General features: G+C 32.2%; 18 protein-coding genes and 2 pseudogenes. 16 read left to right on the plus strand and 4 right to left on the minus strand.

The window, feature by feature from the left end; translation table 11 throughout:
• Window positions 1–212: 212 nt before the first annotated feature.
• On the plus strand, window positions 213–2846 hold the full coding sequence (locus B8T70_RS13500; RefSeq protein ID WP_086895184.1) for a TonB-dependent receptor: 2634 nt from the start codon (window positions 213–215) through the stop codon (window positions 2844–2846).
• Between the two features lie 117 nt (window positions 2847–2963).
• Here B8T70_RS13500 and B8T70_RS13505 read toward each other — a convergent pair whose 3' ends face one another.
• A complete protein-coding gene (locus tag B8T70_RS13505) occupies window positions 2964–4127 on the minus strand; it encodes a hypothetical protein (protein WP_086895185.1) in 1164 nt (387 codons plus the stop codon).
• Window positions 4128–4274: 147 nt separating this feature from the next.
• Window positions 4275–4625, minus strand: a complete 351-nt coding sequence (locus B8T70_RS13510) for a 4Fe-4S dicluster domain-containing protein (RefSeq protein ID WP_035624858.1) — start codon at window positions 4623–4625, stop codon at window positions 4275–4277.
• Window positions 4626–4786: 161 nt separating this feature from the next.
• Between B8T70_RS13510 and B8T70_RS13515 the strand changes: the two genes are divergently transcribed.
• The 6 genes from B8T70_RS13515 (at window position 4787) to B8T70_RS13540 (ending at window position 10254) form a co-directional block, all read left to right on the plus strand.
• The gene (locus B8T70_RS13515; RefSeq protein WP_086895199.1) at window positions 4787–5848 is read left to right on the plus strand and encodes an acyl-CoA reductase; all 1062 of its coding nucleotides are present in this window, start codon (window positions 4787–4789) and stop codon (window positions 5846–5848) included.
• Between the two features lie 96 nt (window positions 5849–5944).
• Complete coding sequence (serC, locus tag B8T70_RS13520; RefSeq protein WP_086895186.1) at window positions 5945–7015, plus strand: 3-phosphoserine/phosphohydroxythreonine transaminase; 1071 nt, start codon at window positions 5945–5947, stop codon at window positions 7013–7015.
• 232 nt (window positions 7016–7247) lie between these two features.
• Window positions 7248–8198, plus strand: a complete 951-nt coding sequence (locus B8T70_RS13525) for a D-2-hydroxyacid dehydrogenase (protein ID WP_039112660.1) — start codon at window positions 7248–7250, stop codon at window positions 8196–8198.
• A gap of 99 nt (window positions 8199–8297) precedes the next feature.
• Window positions 8298–8858 (plus strand): hypothetical protein, encoded by a 561-nt coding sequence (locus B8T70_RS13530; protein ID WP_039112659.1) that lies wholly within the window; start codon window positions 8298–8300, stop codon window positions 8856–8858.
• Window positions 8859–9487: 629 nt separating this feature from the next.
• Window positions 9488–9919 (plus strand): DUF6146 family protein, encoded by a 432-nt coding sequence (locus tag B8T70_RS13535; RefSeq protein ID WP_086895187.1) that lies wholly within the window; start codon window positions 9488–9490, stop codon window positions 9917–9919.
• A gap of 32 nt (window positions 9920–9951) precedes the next feature.
• Complete coding sequence (locus tag B8T70_RS13540; RefSeq protein WP_039112657.1) at window positions 9952–10254, plus strand: DUF6787 family protein; 303 nt, start codon at window positions 9952–9954, stop codon at window positions 10252–10254.
• Here the strand turns inward: B8T70_RS13540 and B8T70_RS13545 are convergent.
• The gene (locus B8T70_RS13545; RefSeq protein WP_086895188.1) at window positions 10244–10558 is read right to left on the minus strand and encodes a hypothetical protein; all 315 of its coding nucleotides are present in this window, start codon (window positions 10556–10558) and stop codon (window positions 10244–10246) included. The two genes, B8T70_RS13540 and B8T70_RS13545, sit on opposite strands and share 11 nt — an antisense overlap.
• 269 nt (window positions 10559–10827) lie before the next feature.
• Here B8T70_RS13545 and B8T70_RS24420 point away from each other — a divergent pair.
• The 4 genes and pseudogenes from B8T70_RS24420 to B8T70_RS13560 form a co-directional block, all read left to right on the plus strand.
• A pseudogene (locus tag B8T70_RS24420) lies at window positions 10828–11061 on the plus strand (ATP-binding cassette domain-containing protein); the annotation flags it as partial.
• Window positions 11062–11256: 195 nt separating this feature from the next.
• Window positions 11257–11706: pseudogene (locus B8T70_RS24425) on the plus strand (ABC transporter ATP-binding protein); the annotation flags it as partial.
• A gap of 111 nt (window positions 11707–11817) precedes the next feature.
• Window positions 11818–12582 carry a TIGR02757 family protein gene (locus B8T70_RS13555; RefSeq protein ID WP_086895190.1) on the plus strand — a complete coding sequence of 255 codons (765 nt, stop codon included), beginning with the start codon at window positions 11818–11820 and terminating at the stop codon, window positions 12580–12582.
• Window positions 12583–12684: 102 nt separating this feature from the next.
• On the plus strand, window positions 12685–14037 hold the full coding sequence (locus tag B8T70_RS13560; RefSeq protein WP_086895200.1) for a DEAD/DEAH box helicase: 1353 nt from the start codon (window positions 12685–12687) through the stop codon (window positions 14035–14037).
• A gap of 215 nt (window positions 14038–14252) precedes the next feature.
• Here B8T70_RS13560 and B8T70_RS13565 read toward each other — a convergent pair whose 3' ends face one another.
• A complete protein-coding gene (locus tag B8T70_RS13565; RefSeq protein ID WP_086895191.1) occupies window positions 14253–15356 on the minus strand; it encodes a lactonase family protein in 1104 nt (367 codons plus the stop codon).
• 153 nt (window positions 15357–15509) lie between these two features.
• Here B8T70_RS13565 and B8T70_RS13570 point away from each other — a divergent pair, with 153 nt between their 5' ends.
• The 5 genes from B8T70_RS13570 to B8T70_RS13590 all read left to right on the plus strand — a co-directional run bounded on the left by B8T70_RS13570 (window position 15510) and on the right by B8T70_RS13590 (window position 20962).
• Complete coding sequence (locus tag B8T70_RS13570; RefSeq protein WP_086895192.1) at window positions 15510–16259, plus strand: hypothetical protein; 750 nt, start codon at window positions 15510–15512, stop codon at window positions 16257–16259.
• Window positions 16260–16389: 130 nt separating this feature from the next.
• Window positions 16390–18318 (plus strand): BatA and WFA domain-containing protein, encoded by a 1929-nt coding sequence (locus B8T70_RS13575; protein WP_086895193.1) that lies wholly within the window; start codon window positions 16390–16392, stop codon window positions 18316–18318.
• 129 nt (window positions 18319–18447) lie between these two features.
• Window positions 18448–19704: a dihydroorotase family protein gene (locus B8T70_RS13580; protein WP_086895194.1), complete on the plus strand. Its 1257-nt coding sequence runs from the start codon at window positions 18448–18450 to the stop codon at window positions 19702–19704.
• 208 nt (window positions 19705–19912) lie between these two features.
• Entirely contained in the window at window positions 19913–20239 is a 327-nt protein-coding gene (locus B8T70_RS13585) for a membrane protein (RefSeq protein WP_039112645.1), read from the plus strand.
• Window positions 20240–20317: 78 nt separating this feature from the next.
• A complete protein-coding gene (locus B8T70_RS13590; protein WP_039112644.1) occupies window positions 20318–20962 on the plus strand; it encodes an alpha/beta hydrolase in 645 nt (214 codons plus the stop codon).
• Window positions 20963–21675: the final 713 nt, after the last annotated feature.

The raw sequence follows: 21675 nt of genomic DNA on the forward strand, positions 1-21675 counted from the left end.
TTGCAGCGCTTCAATTCTGCTGAAATTTATGTTCTCGCTTTTAAAAGTTTGCAAATATAAGATTTAATACTTCGTTGCCGAACAAAAACTGCGTATTAATACACTTTTAAACAAACCCTTAAAAAAAATTAAACATTATATTAATATTTTGTTAAAAAGAATTACTTTTAGCTAAACATCTAACCAAACAACAAAACCAAACTCAATTAATTATGAAAAAATTTACAGTATTAGTATTTATACTAAATATTACATTTCTTTTTGCTCAAAAAGAAATTAGTGGCGTCGTAAAAGACCATAATGGCGTAGCGCTTCCGGGGGTAAACATTATAGAAAAAGGAACTAATAACGGAGTATCTACCGACATACAAGGTGGTTACATTATTAAGGTTAAAGAAGGTGCAGTCTTAGTTTTTAGTTATGTTGGGTACACAAATACCGAAAAAAATGCTACAAGTGGCATTATCGATATTACTATGAACGAAAACGGCGGACAAACCTTAAAAGACGTTGTAATTGTTGGTTCCAGAAACACCAAAAGGACAGTTGTAAACTCTGCTGTACCTATTGATATCATTAACATAAAAGATGTTACTACACAAAGCGGAAAACTAGAAATTAATCAATTACTGCAATATATAGCTCCCTCTTTTAATGCTAACAAACAATCTGGATCTGACGGAGCAGATCACGTTGACCCTGCTTCTTTACGTGGTTTAGGTCCTGATCAGACTTTGGTTTTAATAAATGGTAAAAGAAGACACCAATCTTCTCTCGTAAATTTATTTGGAACTCGTGGACGCGGAAATACTGGAACAGATTTAAATGCTATTCCTGCTTCATCTATAAAAAGAATTGAGATTTTAAGAGATGGTGCGGCGGCTCAATATGGCTCTGATGCTATTGCGGGAGTTATTAATATCGTACTAAACGACAATATGAACGAACTGAATGGCTCGGTTACTTACGGAGTTTTTAATACTAAAGCCAAAGGTGATTTTCTTCCTGGAACTCCTAACACTAAGGGATACCGTTTGGATAAAAACGGAAATGGAAACTCGTATGGAAAAAATCAAGATTTTGACGGTGGCTCGGTAAAAGTTGCTGCCAATTATGGTGTTGCCATTGGAGAAAAAGGTGGATTTGCTAATTTTACTACTGAATATATCAACAAAAACAAAACACTTCGCCCTGCTTACGATTTTAGAAAAGGTTTTGGAGATGCTGCAATTCAGAGTTTTAATCTTTTTGCAAATATTGCTATCCCAATTTCGGATAAAACGGAGTTCTACGCCTTTGGAGGAAGAAATTACAGAGATACTGATGCTTATGCATTTACTCGTAATGATGGCGAGAGAGTCGTAGAATCTATATATCCTGGCGGATACACACCAAGAATTACATCGAATATTATTGACAACTCATTATCCGCAGGATTTAGAACTGTAACTACTGGTGGATGGAAAATAGATATTAGTAATACGTACGGAAAAAACCTTTTTCACTATTATATAAAAGGAACTATAAATGCTTCTCTTGAAGCTGCATCTCCAACTGAGTTTGATGCTGGAGGTCATACGCTGACACAAAACACTACTAATTTTGATTTTTCTAAAAATTACGACTCTGTTCTTGATGGACTAAACTTAGCTTTTGGAGCTGAATATCGTACTGAAAATTTCACCATTTTTGCTGGCGATGAAGGCTCTTACGCTACTTATGACACAAACGGAATTCCGATAAGAGATCCCGCAAATCAAAATGCTCCAATAGATCCTATTTCTGGCAATCCAAGACCTGGAGGCTCTCAAGGTTTCCCTGGATATAGTCCTCTAAACACTGTTGATAAAGGTCGTACTAATTTATCTTTGTACACTGATGCCGAACTAGATATTACAGATGCTTTCTTAATTAGTGGTGCAGTTCGTTTTGAAAATTATAGCGATTTTGGAAGCACTTTAAATGGTAAACTTGCTATGCGATTAAAAGCGAGCAAAAATATCAATTTTAGAGGATCTGTAAGTACTGGATTCCGCGCTCCATCATTGGCACAAATATATTATAATCTACATTTTACAAACTTTAATGCTGGTGGAGCAACAGAAGTATTGCTTGCGCCAAATAACAGCCCAATTACCCGCGCTTTTGGTATCCAAAAACTAGATGAAGAAAAAGCGTTGAACGCTTCTTTGGGTTTCACTGCAACTTTTGGTGATTTTACAGCAACTGTGGATGGGTATTTTATAAAAGTAAAAAATCGTATCGTACTTACGGGTTATTTTGATGCAACCGCATTAAACATTGGTGTCTCTGAAGCTCAATTTTTCGTTAATGGTGTTGATACTAAAACAACTGGATTGGACTTGGTTCTTGCATGGAAGAAAAAATTTGGAGAATCGCTATTTAGTGCAACACTGGTAGGAAACATCAATAACATGAAAATTGACAATATAAAAAATGGCAGCTTACCCGAAGAAACTTTTTTCGGAAGACGCGATAGAGCATTTTTATTAGCTTCGGCTCCAAAAAATAAATTTGGTTTGAACTTAAATTATGCTCGTCATAAATTTGATGCTGGTTTAGCTTTTACCCATTTCAGCAAAGTAGTTTTAGTAGATTATGGTGATGAAGATGATACGTATTACCCAAGAATTGTAACAGATTTAACTGTAGGATACCAGCTTACAAAATCATTAAAATTAAGTGTTGGTAGTAACAATTTATTTAATGTTTACCCAACAAAACAAGATGAACAAGGAAATACTGAGGCTGGTGGATATTGGGACGCTGTACAAATGGGTTTCAGCGGAGCGTATTACTATGCAAGACTTGGATTTACGTTTTAATACAATGCCTTTCTTTTATCAGCCTGAGCGAAGTTGAATGGACTCAGCCTGACAAAACAAAAAAAATCCTGAGCATCAAACTCAGGATTTTTTTATATAAAGATTACATCTCACAATTCACAACTTATAATCTAAAGAACTTATTATTTCTTTTTCTTTATCGGTGGCGGTAAATCCCGAAACATCCCAGTAATTGGTTAGGATTTTATTCTTTTTATTAAAGAGTGTTTTTTCTTTAAAAACATCGCTTTCGTTATAAGTGAATTTTTGTTTATTGAAATTGGTCGTTATAAAACTATTCCGAACTTGAATATTCTTGACTTTGTCTTTTAAAATAAGATTATAAGCTATTTCTTCGTTAGAACTCAATAAATAATAATCCGACCCATCTATTCTGTATTTTACTTTTATGAATGATCTCGTAATATTTTTAGAACCTACATCTGGTTTTTCTTCCGTTTCAACTGGTTTTGCAGGAATCAAAGCACACGTAAACTCAATAATTATCTTTTTTTTGTGGTCATAAATAACTTCAAAACTATCCATCTCCTTCTTAGACTTGTCCAGCGGAGTAATACTCATTACATAATAGTCTTTATTACCCGGAAATCCTTTTACTATAAAATCATATTCTTTTTTTGCTTTTGAATCTAAAATAGGCTCAAAATAATCCAAATTAGAATAATTCTCCATGATATTATTCAGATTATATCCTTTTAAATCAGCACTTACATCTGCTTCTAACAAACCATAAGATCGATTTTGCTCTACCAATAATGTTGTTGTTGCTTTTTTGCGATTTCCTGAGAACTGAAAATTTACAAGTCCGTCATTATAATACGAATATTTATCATCAAGCATAAAATACTCTCGTACATATACTTTTAATCGATATGGCATTGTTAGTTTTTCTACCGAATTAGAGACAATTTTTTGAAGTATTTTTTGTGGAGATTCTTTAGACACAACAATCTCGGTTAACTTATTCTTCTTGTTCTTTAAATAAACTACAAATTCATTCCCTTTTAAAGTTATCCAACGAGTTGTTAAGCTCTCATAATTTGTCTCGGAAGTCTGAACATTTGAAGCTCCTGTTAACATAAAAGTAACCTTACCTTCTTCGTTACTCAATAAAACTTGCTTAGTTTTCATTATAACTACCATTGCATTTTCTATCGGCAACTGCGTTTCTATATCTTTTACGATTATAGAATATTCTTTGCTTTGTGCAAAAATACTCACGTTAAAAAACACAATAAATAAAAGTATAAGTCTCTTCATAGGCTTTGTTAAAAAAATTAACCGCTATAAAACTACAAATAAAACATTAAAAACCAATACAATACAAAAAAAAGGTTATATACAAAAAAATCCTGAGCGTAAACCCAGGATTTTCTTTATGTTTAAAATCTAAAAAGACTTTAGTATTTATTCGTTATGTAAAAACGCTTGTCTGTTTAATAGCGTCTCTTCATCTTCTACATGATTATCATCTGGTACACAACAATCTACAGGACATACTGCCGCACATTGTGGTTCATCATGAAAACCTTTACATTCTGTACATTTACCCGGAACGATATAATAAACTTCGTCAGAAATAGGAGTCTGAGCATCATCTGCGTCAACTTCTGTACCGTCTGGCAAAATTACTTTTCCTTTTAAAGCTGTTCCATCCTTGTATCTCCAATCATCAGCACCTTCATAGATTGCTGTATTTGGGCACTCTGGTTCACAAGCACCACAATTGATACATTCGTCGGTTATAATTATTGCCATTGTTTTTTAGTCTTAAAGTTAAAAGCTTTAAAGTTATCAAAGTCAAAAAAAAACAAAAAAGAGCATTTTAGCGTTTTGACTTAATGACTTTTGACTTTCGACTTATTTATCCTTATTTTTGTGCAAAATTACAATCAAAACTATTCATATACAAATTACTTATGTTACAAAACGAAAAAAAACAATCTTTTATAGAACTGGGCAAATTTTTGAGCCAATTTTCAGAAAATGATTGTAAAAAACACAATAATGTTTTATGTAATGACTTGTTTTTTGATGATTTCATAAAACTGATTCACTTGTCTCAATCACATAACGGTTGGTACACTCCTGAACAAGTTTTTTTTTCTATCCAATCATGGGCCAATGCTTTAACAGAAGAGAACCTTAATAAATGGCTTTCTGCTTATTCTTTTGACTCTGTTAAAGAAAGTAAAAACGTAGCCTTAATACTAGCTGGAAACATTCCGCTAGTTGGTTTTCATGATTTTCTATCTGTTTTAATTACCGGACATAATGTCTTGGTAAAAACATCTTCTAATGATCAACATTTACTTCCTTTCTTGGCGAAATATCTTATTGCTATCAATCCTGATTTTGCTAATAAAATCACTTTCGTGGAAGGAAAACTAGAAAATTTTGATGCTGTAATTGCTACAGGAAGTAATAATACGGCACGTTATTTTGAATACTATTTTAAAGATAAACCTTCGATTATTCGAAAAAGCAGAAACTCTATTGCCGTTTTAAACGGAAAAGAAACTAAAGAGCAACTTATTGCTTTGGGTGAAGATATATTTAGATATTTTGGTTTAGGATGCCGAAATGTTTCTAAACTATTTGTTCCTGAAGGATATAAATTTGATGCTTTTTTTGAAGCAATTTTCGAATATCAGGATGTTATTCATTATGAAAAATACGCTAACAATTACGATTACAATAAGGCAGTTTTCTTAATGAGTAATTTTAAATTACTAGATAATGGCTTCTTAACTTTAAAAGAAGATACAAGTCACGCCTCTCCTATTTCGAGTGTTTTTTATGAAACCTACAATAATATTGAAGATTTAAAACAAAGATTACAAGCTGAGAATGAGCAAATTCAATGCATTGTAAGCGATAACCTGATAGAAAACAGCATTTTATTTGGAAAAACGCAAACTCCTGATTTGTGGGATTATGCAGACAATATAGATACTATATCGTTTTTGTTAATAACATAAGTTAAAATCTGATAATTATTGCGAATAATTTAACGATTTTTCGGGCGCTATTACCGAAATTTGCGTTTCTAAAAAATATTGGAATTTAACTACACCATGAAAAAACACAACTACAGCGCAGGACCAAGTATCTTACCTCAAGAAGTTTTTGAGAAAGCATCAAAAGCTATTTTAAATTTTAATGACTCAGGATTATCAATTTTAGAAATTTCGCACCGAAGTAAAGATTTCGTTGCTGTAATGGAAGAAGCTCGTTCTCTTGCTTTAGAATTATTAGGACTTCAAGGAAAAGGATATCAAGCCCTGTTTTTACAAGGTGGTGCAAGTACAGCATTCTTAATGGCTCCTTATAACTTAATGAAAGAGAATGGTAAAGCAGCTTATTTAGATTCTGGAACTTGGGCAACTGCCGCTATAAAAGAAGCAAAACTTTTTGGAGAAACTATTACTGTAGCTTCATCTAAAGAAGAAAATTACAACCATATTCCAAAAGGTTACGAAATACCTGCCGATGCAGATTATTTTCACTGTACAAGTAACAATACCATTTTTGGAACTCAAATGAAAGAATTCCCAACAACGAGTGTACCAGTAGTTTGCGACATGAGTTCGGATATATTTTCTCGCAGTTTAGATTACTCAAAATTTGATTTAATTTATGCTGGAGCTCAAAAAAATATGGGTCCTGCAGGAACTACTTTGGTAGTTATTAAAGAAGAAATCTTAGAGAAAAACGGTAGAACAATTCCTAGCATGTTAGATTATGCTAAACATATTAAAGCAGAAAGTATGTATAATACTCCTCCTGTTTTTGCAGTTTATGTTTCATTATTAACATTACAATGGATTAAAGAAAAAGGTGGTGTTGCAGCCGTTGAGAAATTAAACGACGCAAAAGCGGCGCTACTTTATGCAGAAATTGACAGAAACCCTTTATTTAAAGGAGCTGCAGTTGTAGAGGATCGTTCTAACATGAACGTTACTTTCTTATTAAACAATCCTGACCATACTGCAACATTTGATGCTATGTGGAAAGAAGCCAACATTTCTGGTTTACCAGGTCACCGTTCAGTTGGTGGTTACAGAGCATCTATATACAATGCAATGCCTATAGAAAGCGTTCAGGTACTGGTAGATGTAATGAAAGCTTTGGAAGCGAAAGTTTAATCGCTTTCTTCGGTTAATCGTTAATTTGGTTAACTGTTTAATCGAAATATCCTTTTACACAAAAAACAGTAATTGAATACCGGATTCCTAGCCCCGATAGAAGTGGAAATCCTTTTATTTTTTTCTTTAAAAAATAAAAGATTGTAACGAATAGCGGGATTAGCTCCTAAAAAAGAAAAAAATTAATATCGAGGATGAGATTGCTTCGTTCCTCGCAAAGACATAAACTAAAATGAAAGTATTAGCAAATGACGGAATTTCTAAAAGTGGAATTCTAGCTTTAGAAAAAGGTGGATTTGAAGTTATAACTACAAAAGTGGCTCAAGAACAAGTAGCTAATTTTGTAAACGAAAACAACGTAGATGTAGTTTTGGTACGTAGTGCTACCAAAGTACGTAAAGATATTATTGATGCTTGCCCAGGATTAAAAATTATTGGTCGTGGTGGTGTTGGTATGGATAACATTGATGTTGACTATGCAAAAAGCAAAGGAATTCATGTAATTAATACTCCAGCTTCATCATCAGAATCTGTTGCTGAATTAGTTTTTGGACACTTATTTAATGGAGTTCGTTTTTTACACGATTCTAACAGAAATATGCCTTTAGAAGGTGACACAAACTTTGATGGTTTGAAAAAAGCGTATGCAAATGGTACTGAATTAAGAGGTAAAACTCTTGGTATCGTTGGTATTGGTCGTATTGGTCAAGCTACTGCAAAAATGGCTCTTGGTTTAGGCATGAAAGTTATTGCTGCTGATAGTTTTATTCCAAAGGTTGATGTAAAAGTTGAATTCTTTGACGGTCAATCTATCACGACAACAATAGAGTCTCAATCATTAGAATCTTTATTTAAAGAAGCTGATTTCATTACTTTACACGTTCCTGCTCAAAATGGTTACATCATTGGAGAGAAAGAATTTGAAATTATGAAAGATGGTGTTGGAATCGTAAACTGTGCTCGCGGAGGTGTTATCGACGAAGTGGCGCTAGTAAAAGCATTGGATAGCGGAAAAGTATCGTTTGCTGGTTTAGACGTTTTTGAAAGCGAACCAAAACCAGAAATGGCTATTTTAATGCACTCAAAAATCTCTTTGACTCCACACATTGGAGCCGCAACTGGAGAGGCACAAGACAGAATTGGTACTGAACTAGCTTCACAAATTATTACTTTGTTGAGTTAAGTAATTAAAAAATAGTTTAACTTTAAAGGGATTTACTGCGCATTGTAGTAAATCCCTTTCTTTTTATTAAATTTGTCGTCTAATCTAAATGTAAACATCATGTTTGAACAATTAACCCAATTAGTGCAACAATACGGAGGCAGTGCAGTCGTAAACAACCCCGCTGTTCCTAATGAACACAATGAAGCTGTAATAAGTGAAACAAGTAATTCTATTTTTGCAGGATTGCAAAAAATTGCTTCGGAAGGTGGCGCAGAACAACTCGCCAGTTTATTTAGCGGAAAATCACCTATTGACAGTTCGAACCCTGTTGTACAACAAATAACACAACAGTTGTCTGGTAATCTTGGAGAAAAATTTGGATTAAGTAGTGAAGCATCTAGTGGTGTTGCTGCAGGTATGATTCCGCAAATTTTAGGTTCTCTTGTAGGGAAAGCAAAAGACTCAAACGATAGTAGCTTTCAAATTTCAGATATTATTACTGCTATTTCTGGTAACGGAGGACAAGCTTCGGGTATTATGGATGCAATTTCTAAATACGGAACTCAATTTGGCTTAGACCAAAATGGTGACGGGAAAGTAGATGTTAGCGATGCTATGGCACTAGGAAACAAAAGCGGTGGCATAGGTGGTTTACTAGGTAAATTATTCGGGAAATAGTTTTTTTTAGGAAGGTACTGAGGTGCTAAGGCTCAAAGACACAAAGGTTTTCTATAGAGACGCAACTCAGTACGTTTAAAGTTTCTAAATTCTAAGTTAAAAAAATAATCAAAAGCTGTTTACAATTATGTAAGCAGCTTTTTTTGTGAGTATGTTTATTGATGTTTTTATTACTAAAACATTGTGTCTCTGAAGATTTTAAACGCACTATGGTGCGTCTATACAGAAACCTTTGAACCTAAATATTATGCACCCAAACAAAAAACCTTTGTCCCTTTGAACCTTAGTACCTCAGTACCTTCTTAAAAAACCTTTGAACCTAAAAATTATGCGCCTCAATAAGAAACCTTTGTCCCTTTGAAACTTTTAGACGCACTGCGGTGCGTCTCTACAGAAAACCTTTGAACCTAAAAAGATATGCAATTACACCCCAACAAGAAACCTTTGAACCTTAGTACCTCAGTACCTTCCTAAAAAACCTTTGTCCCTTTGCACCTTTTAGATGCACTGCGGTGCATCTCTACAGAAAACCTTTAAACCTTAGCTCCTCAGAACCTCCCATGAAAAAACTGTTAAATAAGAAAGGCCTTCGCTGATTTTTTTGTAAATTTATATCTCAATTTTAGACCATGAAAAATAGTATCTACATATTGCTTATTCTATTTGTTATCGTTGCGTGTTCTACTAAAAAAACAAGTATGGCTATTACAAAACAACCTGCTACATCGGTAAACGATACAGTTCGTATTGCAAACGACGATTTAGAATATGAAGTAATTATAATAGACAACGGTTTTAGTACCTGGCTAGCTTCTACGGCATTACCTCGAAATTATTATTCGCAAGCTTATCTTGAAAATAAAAACCAACAATATGTACGTGAATGGAATAACAGGGTTTTACAACCACAGCGTTTCAGTCCCAATTTATACGAAATGAGAATTGATTACGACCCTACAATTAATTATGGATACGAGGTAAATTACTTAATTTACAACTACATGATTTATTTTCAAAATACTTACAAACAAAAGCTAGCAGGATATGTCCCATCAAGATAATGTTACTATATTTGTATTCATTATAAATAGAAATGAATAAATTAAAACAACGTTGGGGGATTACTTCTAATTTTCAACTCACTATCATATTTATTGTATTTGCTATAACCGGTTCTACTTCGGCATGGTTATCAAAACCTTTTTGCGTTTGGTTAGGAATTACAAAAGAAGATTTTGGCTTTTGGTTTACCCTTATCCGCTTAATAATTATTTTCCCTATCTACCAAGTATTACTTGTAGCAATAGGAGCTATTTTTGGGCAATTCCGTTTTTTCTGGAACTTCGAGAAAAAAATGCTTAAAAATATGGGGCTAGGATTCTTGTTTAAAGAATAATATCGTTATCAATATGCTTATCTTTCTTTTGAATAAAATAAGTATAAATCCATGTTAGGGTAAATGATGGAATAATATCTGTAAACGGAAGTATCTCTTCGACAAAAGTTAAGATTCCTGCCACCTTCCCTACTCGACCTTTATACATATAAGTCATTAAGAAACCAGCTAGTGGCGCCCAAATTACATCGGCAAATTCCCCTAAAAAAGGAATTGTAAAACTCACCATACCGATTGCATCAAAAAGCAATCCTAATAAAAGTTTTTTTGTTCTCTCGTCTTTCACAAGTGTTTTTTCTTCCATTTTAATATATATTAAAACCTGAGTTACTTCAAATATAATTCATTTTGAACAGATTATCTATTTATTTTTTTTTGAATAAACTTATCATTCCGTAACCATTAATCAAATTTCATTCCTAAAATAATCTTCATCAAAAAAGAGATTTCCTTTTTTAGAATCCTCTTTCTTTTTTTTACAATTTACTTTTACCAAAAAATGTTCCTAAAATTCTGTTACAACACATTTTTATATCGGTAGAATCTTTGTTTCTTTGTAAAAACAGTTTCGTAATGATAAAGGCAAAAAATATACATAAATTCTATGATCAACTTGAAGTTTTAAAAGGAGTTGATTTGCATATAAAAAAAGGAGAAATTGTTTCTATCGTTGGAGCTTCTGGAGCAGGAAAAACAACACTTTTACAAATTTTAGGAACATTAGACAAACCTGAAAGAAATAAGGAATCCTCTCTAACAATCAATGGAGAAAATATTTTAGCACTTCAGGATGTAGAGAATGATAATTCGAAACAAGAAAAAAGACTTCGAATTGTTACTTGGATAGGAGGAATTTATGCTGTAGTTTTAGCCATATACTTATTATTTTTTAGATCAAAAATAGGAGATGATTTGCTTGGAACAGTTACCTTAGTATCAATATTTTTACCAATAGTATCTCTATTTATTTATTACTTTAGATATTTTAAAGAGAAAAGTAAAAAAGATAAAACATTGTCTGAATTTAGAAATCTGAATTTAGGTTTCATCTTTCAGTTTCACCAACTATTACCTGAATTTACAGCATTAGAAAACGTTTGTATACCCGCATTTATATCCAATAAATCTAAAAGCGAAATAGAAAAAGAAGCTAAAAAACTTTTAGAATATTTAGGTTTATCTCACAGAATACATCATAAACCAAATGAACTTTCGGGTGGAGAACAACAACGTGTTGCAGTTGCCAGAGCATTGATTAATAAACCCGATGTTATTTTTGCCGATGAACCTTCAGGGAATTTAGATACTCATTCTGCAGAGAATTTACATCAATTATTCTTCCAGCTTCGTGACGAATTTGGACAAACTTTTGTTATCGTAACTCATAACGAAGAACTTGCTAATATGGCCGATAGAAAATTAGTAATGGTGGATGGGCAAATTATTGGTTAGAAGCTACTTCCAGCTGTCCGTTATATCTTTTATGGCGAACATCGCCACAAAAGGATGCCACTACCATCTGGGCTAAGGCTTTCCGGATAACAAATACTTTCAATTTAAATTATGAATCAAACTGAGCTTAAAGATTTTCTTGACGAAAAAGTCATTCAATATAACAATCAGGATTTTATAGAAAGTGATCCGGTACAGATTCCGCATTTATTTTCACAAAAAGAAGACATTGAGATTGCTGGTTTCCTGAGTGCAACAATTGCATGGGGAAATCGCAAAATGATTATTAAAAACTCACATCAAATGATGGAATTAATGGGTAACACGCCCTACGATTTTATCATGAGTCACAACGATGAAGACATAGCAAGATTAGAAAATTTTGTACACCGCACCTTCAACGGAAAAGACTTTGGAAGTTTTATAAAAGGATTGCAACACATTTATAAAAATCATGGCGGCTTAGAAGCTATTTTCTCTAAAAATCAGGAAAAAGATAGTTTACAAAAAAGCATTCACGAATTTAAAAAAGCATTCTTTGAAATCGATCATTTACAAAGAACTCAAAAACACATTTCAGACCCTTTAAACAATTCGGCAGCCAAACGCATTAATATGTACCTAAGATGGATGGTTCGCGAAGATACAAAAGGAGTAGATTTAGGAATATGGAAAAATATTTCGCCTGCAAAACTTTCTTGTCCGCTCGATGTACATTCTGGAAATGTCGCTCGTAAACTAGAACTGCTTTCGCGAAAGCAAAACGATGGTAAAGCACTGGCAGAACTAGATTTAAACCTTCGCAAAATGGATCCACTTGACCCAGTAAAATACGATTTTGCATTATTTGGACTAGGCGTTTTTGAAGGCTTTTAAGATTGATAATTAGGTTGTTATATCACTAAATCAACAGATGACTCTAAGATTCTAGTGAACTAACCATGATTTTAATGTACCTTTGCACAAAATTTAATGCAAATGAGCACTTTCGAGACATTCAATCTTCCTAAATCCGTACAAAAAGCAATCGATGAATTAGGCTTCGTTACGCCTACTCCTATCCAGGAAAAATCTTTTTCTGTAATTATGTCCGGTCGTGATATGATGGGAATTGCACAAACCGGTACAGGTAAAACATTTGCCTATTTATTACCTTTATTAAAACTATACAAGTTTACTCCAACCAATACGCCAAAAATTGTAATCCTTGTTCCAACACGTGAATTAGTAGTTCAGGTTGTAGAAGAAGTTGAGAAATTAACCAAATACATGTCGGTTAAAACATTAGGTATTTTTGGTGGTGTAAATATCAATACACAAAAGAAAGCTGTTTACGAAGGAATCGATATTTTGGTGGGAACACCAGGACGAACTATGGATTTAGCCTTAGATGCGGTAGTTCGTTTTGATGAAACTCAAAAACTAGTTATTGATGAGTTTGACGAAATGCTTAATCTTGGTTTCCGTACGCAATTAACTGCACTTTTGGCAATGATGAAAACCAAACGTCAGAACATATTGTTTTCTGCAACGATGACAGATGAAGTTGATGCGGTTTTAAATGACTTTTTTGATTTCCCTGAAGAAGTTACACTTGCAGCATCTGGAACACCTTTAGAGAACATTGAGCAAATTACATACAACGTTCCTAACTTTAATACCAAAGTAAACTTACTGAAACACTTATTACAAACTAACGAAAACATGAGTCGTGTCTTGGTATTTGTAAACAATAAGAAGATTTCGGATATGCTTCATGACCGTATCGAAGAAGATTTTGAAGGTCAGTTTGGAGTAATTCACTCTAATAAATCACAAAATTATCGTTTGAGCACGATGGCTTCTTTCCAAGAAGGAAACCTACGCGGACTTATAACTACCGATATTATGGCGAGAGGTTTAGATATCTCTAATATTACTCACGTTATAAACTTTGAACTTCCTGAATTCCCAGAATTGTATATGCACAGAATTGGTAGAACTGGTCGTGCCGATGCAACAGGAACTGCAATAAGCTTCATCACGCCACGTGAAGAGGAATTTAAAGTAGAAGTAGAAGTTTTAATGAACAGAGAACTTGAGATTGCCGATTTCCCTGAAGAAGTAGAAGTTTCGATAAAACTAATTGAGCCTGAAAAAGACAGACAACCTGTTAAGTTTTTGATGAAAAAACAAAAACTAGATGGTGACGGAGCTTTTCATGATAAAGCCAAAAAGAACAAGAAAATCAACTTGGGAGGTCCTTCTAAAACTAAAAAGAAAACGCACGGATCTGTTAACAGAAACATGCTAAAAACAAGAGATAAGAAAAGAAAAGATAAGAATAAATAAGTTTTTTTAGGTTCAGAGTTACAAAGGTTCAAAGGTTTCTCTGTCTTATGCGTAAAATATAAAAGGTTCAAAGATGTAAAGTTTCAAGTTATTAACTTAATTCTACATCTTTAAGCCTTTTTTTTACTTAGAATCTAAGTATTCAGTCGCAGTTTCAGTATTAAGTAATATCATTTTGATGAATACTGAAACTGCGACTGATACTATACTAAGAACTAGTTAAGCACCAAACATACAGGCGCACACAACTCAATTCTCTTTCCTGTATCTGTAAGTTTTCCTGTTGCTTTATCTCTTTTAAATACTACAATATTATTGGTGTATTGATGTCCTACCAAAAGGAATTTCCCTGTAGGATCTATAGAAAAATCTCTTGGTCCTTTTCCTAATGTACTCACTTGTTCTACTAATTCAATTTTTCCATTTTTAAGAATTTTATAAACTGAAATATTATTAGCATCTACACGATCAGATACGTATAAAAATTTACCGTCAGGCGAAATTTTGATAGCTGCTGCTCCTGTTCCTCCCTTAAAATCTTTAGCAAGAATATTTGTTTCAGCGATTAATTTCAAACTTCCGTTTTTATCATAACTAAACGTAGTTAAGGTAGCATCTAATTCCTGAATTAAATACACAAACTTCCCGTCTTTGCTAAACGTTAAATGTCTTGGACCGCTTCCTGCTTTTACATCAACACTTCCTTTTAAGGTAAGGACTTTATCTTTTGAAGTTGGATTGTAATTGTAGATAAAAACTTTATCAAGACCTAAATCATTCGATAAAACATATTTCTTGTCTGGCGAAAAATAAACCATATGCACGTGAGCGCCTTCTTGTCTTTGTGGGTTAACTCCTTTTCCTGTGTGTTGAATCACTTGTTTTGCTTCCGAAATTCCTTCGGCAGTCTTTTTAAATACTGAGATGTTTCCTCCAGAATAATTAGCTGTAATTACATTTTCTCCATCATTAATTAAGTAACATGGATCTGCCCCCATTGCTTTTTGCTTGTTCAAAAAAGTAACCTTTCCTGATGCAGGTACATATCCAAAAGCACTAACTGTACTTTCTGCTCCACTTTCGTTAACAGCATAAATAAATTTATTATCTGCAGAAACCGATAAATAGCTTGGACTTACGGTACTTTCTGACGTGTTTTTTAATTTAGATTCACCCGAATTAGTATCGAATTCATACACATAAATACCTTTGCTATCACAACTATTAGTGTACGTTCCTACTAATAAATTAACTTTGTTTTGCGCCTTTAAATTTGTAACAGCAAAAGCCACTAAAAGTAGTATATATGTTCTTTTCATAGTATAAAAATGTTTTTTTGAGTATGCTAAAATACTCAATATTATCAATAGAGATTGTTTTTTTTATAACAAATGGAATCTCAAAAATTAAATTGTACTTTTGTTTTTAATTAAGAATATTCTTCTTTTTTATTTTAAATCAAAACATTATAAATGAAACAACTTTCAGTTTTATTATTACTTATGATTATTTCTAGTTGCAATGCTCAACAACCAGAAATATTTGGAGAAAAGCCTTTAAATCTTAAAAATAAAATATTTGATTTGAACATTCCCGTTTTTTTTCCTGAAAAATATAAGTTGAAAAATAATCCCGAATATTATGAAATCCCTATAAATAATAATTTAGGGATTGATTTACATACGCAATTAATTAAGAAAGACACACTATTTATTAACGATGATGGTACGCTTGATAATTCTAATTTTACAAAAAACAAAACTTCAAAATGGATTGTATATACTAAAAAGAATTACTCTTCTATAGATACCGTAGCAGTGTATGAAAAATTTCCTTTTCAAGCTATAAATGTACTGACTACATTAGACAATGAACTAATCTTAGTGAGTGGATTAATTGATGAAATTAGCTTAGAAAATTCAAACAAATTCATTCATTTATTAATCTCAGATTATGGCAAACCAATTATAACCAAAAGCAAAGTATTTTCTAAAAATATAATTATTTATACTTGGGTAAATGATGATAAGTTATTAAAATATTGCACTTTTTTAAATAATGAAAGTAATACTATAGTTATAGAAGTTGACAAAGATAATTCTATTATAAAAAAAGGAGATAAAACGCCTCATCTTGAAGGATATTTTTATATTGCAAAAAAAGAATTTACTAACCACCTAATAGGTAATATAAATGTGGGAGATTTTACTTTTTTTGATTAGATAAAAACTGAGCAACATACTTATTTTCAATAAAAAATAATCTTTAAAACCTTTAACTCTAAACAAATTTGTATTTTTGACCAGCATCTTCGCGAAAAATAAAACGTAGTGAAATAAACTAAACTTTAGAATGCATTTTAAACATCCCGAAATTTTATACTTTCTGTTCTTATTGATTGTTCCTATTTTGGTTCATTTATTTCAATTACGCCGTTTTAAAAAATCCTATTTTACCAATGTTCGACTTTTAGCAAAACTCTCTATTCAAACCCGAAAAAGTTCTAAAATCAAGAAATGGCTATTACTAGCTTCTCGATTATTGTTGCTTACTTGCCTTATTCTTGCCTTTGCTCAACCTTTTTTTACCGCCAAAGACAGTAAAAATGCCAATAACGAAATGTATATCATTCTAGATAACTCGTTTAGTATGCAAGCAAAAGGTAAAAAAGGCGAACTACTAAAACGTGCCGTTCAGGAATTATTAGAGAATACGCCCGAAAATGCTCAATTTTCTTTATTGACTAACACTGATAATTATTGGAATACCGATATAAAATCAGTTCGTAACTCATTGCAAAGTCTAAATTATAGCGCAACTCCTTTTGAGCTGGACAATATAATGGCAAAAGTAAAAGCTCGCAAATCGGCCTTTAAAAAAGATATCATCATTATTACAGATGCCGTTGGACTAGACGAAAAACAATTAAAAAATATAAACACTGAAGATGCTCCGTATTTTATAATTCCAAAAGCAGAGCAAAAAAATAATGTGGCGATTGATAGCGTTTTTATCAATCAAACTTTGGATAACTTTTATGATATTGGAATTAATTTATCTGGTTATGGTGATGATTTCAAACCTATTTCTATGTCTTTATTCAACAATGGCAAACTAATAGCTAAAACCATTGTAAACTTTGATACCAAAAAGAAGAAAGTCAATTTTACCATTCCTAAACAAGCTTTTCATGGCTATGTAGCTATTGAAGACAATGGTTTAGAATATGACAATAGATTGTATTTTAGTATTTCTGACCCTAAAAAAACCAATGTTATTAGTATTGGAGATCCTGCAAAAAGTAATTTCTTATCCCGCATTTATACTTCGGAAGAATTCAACTATCATAATTTTGATATACGTTCGCTTGATTACAATAGTCTGGATAAACAAGACGCAATTGTCTTGAATGAGTTAGAAGAAATTCCTCAAGCATTGCAAACCACTTTAAAATCATTTGTATCCAAAGGAGGAAACGTTATTATTATTCCATCAGAAAAAATGGCTGTAGCCAATATGAATTCGTTTTTATCAAATTTTGGTAAAATGCAAATGGGTTCACTTGAAAACAAAGAAAAACTGATTACCAAAATCAACTTTGATCATCCTATATTCTCGGGTGTTTTCGAAAATAAAATCAAGAATTTTCAATATCCAAAAACGAAGAGTTCGTTCCCTATTACAAGTTCTTATTCATCGGCTTTGTCCTATGAAGATCAAACTGCATTTTTAACTTCGATACAAAATCAAGTTTCGGCAGTTTCAGTTTTTTCAGCACCTATAAATAGTATTAATTCTAACTTTCAGCAATCACCATTAATTGTTCCTGTTTTTTATAAAATGGCACAAAGCAATCAGAAATCTGGAATAGTAGCAATAACAATTGGTAATAATCAGCCTTATTTTGTTGAAGCCTTATTATCTAAAGATGCAATTCTGGAAGTACGAGGAACTGACGAACAATTTATTCCGATTCAACAGATTTTAAATAATAAAGTAAAAATCGTTTTCAACGATTATCCTGAACAAGCTGGTAATTATACCATTTACAATAAAAAAGAAGCATTAGAGAACGTAAGTTTTAATTACAAACGAAGCGAAAGTGATTTAAGTCAAGTCAATTCAAATCTAGTTTCTGATTACAAAACTGCCGATACGATTTCGACAATTTTTAACACCTTACAAACTGAACGAACTGACAATCAAATTTGGAAATGGTTTGTTATCTTTGCACTGTTATTTTTAGCATTAGAAATGGCAATTATCAGGTTTGTGAAGTAATTTTTTACAACTAAGACATTAAGAAAATTAAGTTTTTCCTTTATCAACTTAATTCCTTAATGGTTCAAATAAATTAAGCTTTACTATTTTAAAACTTAATTGTTTCAATTAAAATAAATTTATCTACATATGAAAATAATCATCCGTGAAGCAAAAATTATAGATTCTAAAAGTCCGTTTCATAATAAGACTGCAGATATTTTAATTAAAGATGGTTTAATCGAAAAAATAGGAACTTCACTTCCTAATACTGAAAATGCCGAAGAGATAAAACTCGACAATTTACATATTTCGCAAGGATGGTTTGACAGTAGCGTTTCACTTGGAGAACCAGGTTATGAAGATCGCGAAACAATCTCAAACGGATTAAATGTAGCTGCAAAAAGTGGATTTACTGCCATTGCTTTACAACCTAACTCCTACCCGATTATTGATAACCAATCACAAGTTAATTTTGTAAAAAACAAAGCCAATGGTTTTGCTACAGAACTTTTCCCAATAGGAGCTTTAACCAAAGCTAGCGAAGGAAAAGATATGGCCGAACTATTTGACATGAAAAAAACAGGAGCTGTAGCTTTTGGTGATTATAATAAAAGCCTTGACAATGCCAACTTACTAAAGATTGCTTTGCAATATGTACAAGATTTTAATGGTTTGGTAATTGCTTACTCGCAAGATCAAAATATAAAAGGAAATGGTGTTGCCAATGAAGGAATCGTTTCGACAAAATTAGGATTAAAAGGAATTCCAGATTTAGCCGAAGAATTACAAATCGTTCGCAACTTATTTTTATTAGAATATACAGGAGGAAAACTTCACATACCAACTATTTCGACTGCAAAATCGGTTCAATTAATTAAAGATGCTAAAGCAAAAGGACTAAACGTAACAACTAGTGTTGCTGTACATCATTTGGTTTTAACCGATGAAAAATTAGAAGGTTTTGATACCCGTTTTAAAGTTACGCCTCCATTACGAACTGAAACTGACAGACAAGCGTTGCTAAATGGTGTTCTAGACGGAACTATCGATATGATTACATCTGATCATAATCCGATTGATATTGAATTCAAAAAAATGGAATTTGATATGGCGAAAAACGGAACTATTGGTCTGGAAAGTGCTTTTGGTGCTTTACTAACTGTATTACCTCTAGAAACTGTAATCGAGAAACTAACATTAGGGAAATCTATTTTTGGTATCGAGAACGATACAATTACCGAAGGCTCTAAAGCAAATATCACGTTGTTTAATCCTAATGGAGAAAGTATTTTCGCAAAAAGTAACATACAATCTAAATCTAAAAATTCTGCCTTTTTGGGAACACAATTAAAAGGTTCTGTTTACGGAATCGTGAATCAGAATCAGTTGGTATTAGAAAAATAATAAAAAATTAAAATTTCACCATTAAGAGATTAAGAAAAATTAAGTTTAATTAATACACCTAATTTCTCAATGGTCGAAAAACCTTTTTAATCTGAACAATTTGATGCAAAAAAGATAATCATTAAAGAATTAAGAAAAGTCAACTTAATTTTTCTTAATCTCTTAATGGTTTAAAACAAATTGTTAAAAACAACTATAAAACACAAGAATGAACAACTCAATCGAAGAAGGAAAAACTCCCGCTATTACCAGTTATATATTAATTATTGGTGTTTTAATCGCGATGTCGATGAACTCGGAAAATAAAAATAGCTTTGCTTCTTTTCATATACGTCAGGCGTTAGGGTTATCATTAACTTTTATCTCCTTCGGACTTATCATAAGCAACTTTGACAGCTTTATGATTACTTTCCCAATGTGGATTTGTATCTCTATTTTATGGACATACGGGATTTTCAGCGCTATACAAGGGCAAACAAAACCAATACCATTAGTAGGTGCACTTTTTCAAAAATGGTTTAAAAGCATTGGTTAGTATTTTTAAATTCAGATATAAACTAAGAGCCGACAACTGCATTTCACAATTTACAACTCACAATTTACCATTAAAAGAATGAATTTATCTTTAGAATATAAAATAAGAGAACCAAAAGTTATCTTAGACAAAAACCCACTATTACTATTACTTCACGGATATGGCAGCAACGAAGAAGATTTATTTTCTTTTGCCAGCGAACTTCCTGATAATTATTATGTTATTTCGGCCAGAGCTCCTTATGACTTACAATATGGCAGTTATGCATGGTACGCCATTAATTTTGATGCAGATCAAAACAAATTCTCTGATAACGAACAAGCTAAAACATCTCGTGATTTAATTGCAAATTTCATTGATGAGTTAACTGCAAATTATCCAATCGACTCAAACAATATAACTTTAATTGGCTTTAGCCAAGGATCAATTTTAAGTTATGCAACAGCACTTTCTTATCCTGAAAAAATCCAGAGAGTAGTTGCAATGAGTGGTTATTTTAATGATGAAATCATTAAAGATGGTTACGAGAAAAACGACTTCAAAAACTTAAAAATATTTGCTTCTCACGGAACTGTAGATCAGGTAATCCCTATTGATTGGGCTAGAAAAACACCTGCAATTCTAGAAAATCTAAATATTCCTGTTTCTTATAAAGAATATCCAGTTGGACATGGAGTTGCTCCCCAAAATTTCTTTGATTTTAAGAATTGGTTAGCTCAATAGTTCACTGAATTCAGTTTAAAAATAGTAACAACAAAACACAATTATGGGAATAGAAAGTTTAATTGGTTTTATTTTACCAATAGTATTAATTGCCAGTGGTCTTTTTATAAAAAACACTAAAAATCCGAACTTCCAAACTTCTAAAAAATATTGGAAGATATTATTCATTTTAGGGATTCTAAATTTATTAATGAAGTTATATCTTCTATTTTTTCTTTAATATCAGTTTTGATATTTTGAATTGTCTCCAGCCTTAGCTGGAGTAATAATATATTGACTTTAGTCAAAATGCCCCGTTATTTTGACTAAAGCCACATTTATAAACAATTCTTAAACCTCCAACTAAAGCACAATGCCATTAAGTTAAGAAAAAAACTTTTAATACTGTACTGAATAAATCTCTCGCAAAGCCGCCAAGTTTAATCCTAAAATCTTTGCACTTTTGCGACTTTGCGAGAAAATAATTAACCATGATCAGTTCAAAAAAGCTTAACTTAATGACATCGAACTAAAGCAGGAGGCAATTCAAGAATAGGAATTTAAACTCACTTTTTACATTTCCTTTTTACAACACACATTTCACCTTCTTGCTTTTTTTTACATTTTACTTCTCACTTTTTACATATAATAATAAATCATCTTATCTTTAAACTATTATACTTTGTAACAAATAACAAAGTATAAGACTAACTCGATAAACCTGATTTAACTAA

The sequence above is a fragment of the Flavobacterium sp. AJR genome (assembly GCF_002156885.1).
GTDB lineage: Bacteria > Bacteroidota > Bacteroidia > Flavobacteriales > Flavobacteriaceae > Flavobacterium.

Bases quoted from the DNA above. Each gene is read 5' to 3' on its own strand.
- B8T70_RS13500 (WP_086895184.1), top strand. From the start codon at position 213: ATGAAAAAATTTACAGTATTAGTATTTATACTAAATATTACATTTCTT.
- B8T70_RS13505 (WP_086895185.1), bottom strand. From the start codon at position 4,127: ATGAAGAGACTTATACTTTTATTTATTGTGTTTTTTAACGTGAGTATT.
- B8T70_RS13510 (WP_035624858.1), bottom strand. From the start codon at position 4,625: ATGGCAATAATTATAACCGACGAATGTATCAATTGTGGTGCTTGTGAA.
- B8T70_RS13515 (WP_086895199.1), top strand. From the start codon at position 4,787: ATGTTACAAAACGAAAAAAAACAATCTTTTATAGAACTGGGCAAATTT.
- serC (WP_086895186.1), top strand. From the start codon at position 5,945: ATGAAAAAACACAACTACAGCGCAGGACCAAGTATCTTACCTCAAGAA.
- B8T70_RS13525 (WP_039112660.1), top strand. From the start codon at position 7,248: ATGAAAGTATTAGCAAATGACGGAATTTCTAAAAGTGGAATTCTAGCT.
- B8T70_RS13530 (WP_039112659.1), top strand. From the start codon at position 8,298: ATGTTTGAACAATTAACCCAATTAGTGCAACAATACGGAGGCAGTGCA.
- B8T70_RS13535 (WP_086895187.1), top strand. From the start codon at position 9,488: ATGAAAAATAGTATCTACATATTGCTTATTCTATTTGTTATCGTTGCG.
- B8T70_RS13540 (WP_039112657.1), top strand. From the start codon at position 9,952: ATGAATAAATTAAAACAACGTTGGGGGATTACTTCTAATTTTCAACTC.
- B8T70_RS13545 (WP_086895188.1), bottom strand. From the start codon at position 10,558: ATGGAAGAAAAAACACTTGTGAAAGACGAGAGAACAAAAAAACTTTTA.
- B8T70_RS13555 (WP_086895190.1), top strand. From the start codon at position 11,818: ATGAATCAAACTGAGCTTAAAGATTTTCTTGACGAAAAAGTCATTCAA.
- B8T70_RS13560 (WP_086895200.1), top strand. From the start codon at position 12,685: ATGAGCACTTTCGAGACATTCAATCTTCCTAAATCCGTACAAAAAGCA.
- B8T70_RS13565 (WP_086895191.1), bottom strand. From the start codon at position 15,356: ATGAAAAGAACATATATACTACTTTTAGTGGCTTTTGCTGTTACAAAT.
- B8T70_RS13570 (WP_086895192.1), top strand. From the start codon at position 15,510: ATGAAACAACTTTCAGTTTTATTATTACTTATGATTATTTCTAGTTGC.
- B8T70_RS13575 (WP_086895193.1), top strand. From the start codon at position 16,390: ATGCATTTTAAACATCCCGAAATTTTATACTTTCTGTTCTTATTGATT.
- B8T70_RS13580 (WP_086895194.1), top strand. From the start codon at position 18,448: ATGAAAATAATCATCCGTGAAGCAAAAATTATAGATTCTAAAAGTCCG.
- B8T70_RS13585 (WP_039112645.1), top strand. From the start codon at position 19,913: ATGAACAACTCAATCGAAGAAGGAAAAACTCCCGCTATTACCAGTTAT.
- B8T70_RS13590 (WP_039112644.1), top strand. From the start codon at position 20,318: ATGAATTTATCTTTAGAATATAAAATAAGAGAACCAAAAGTTATCTTA.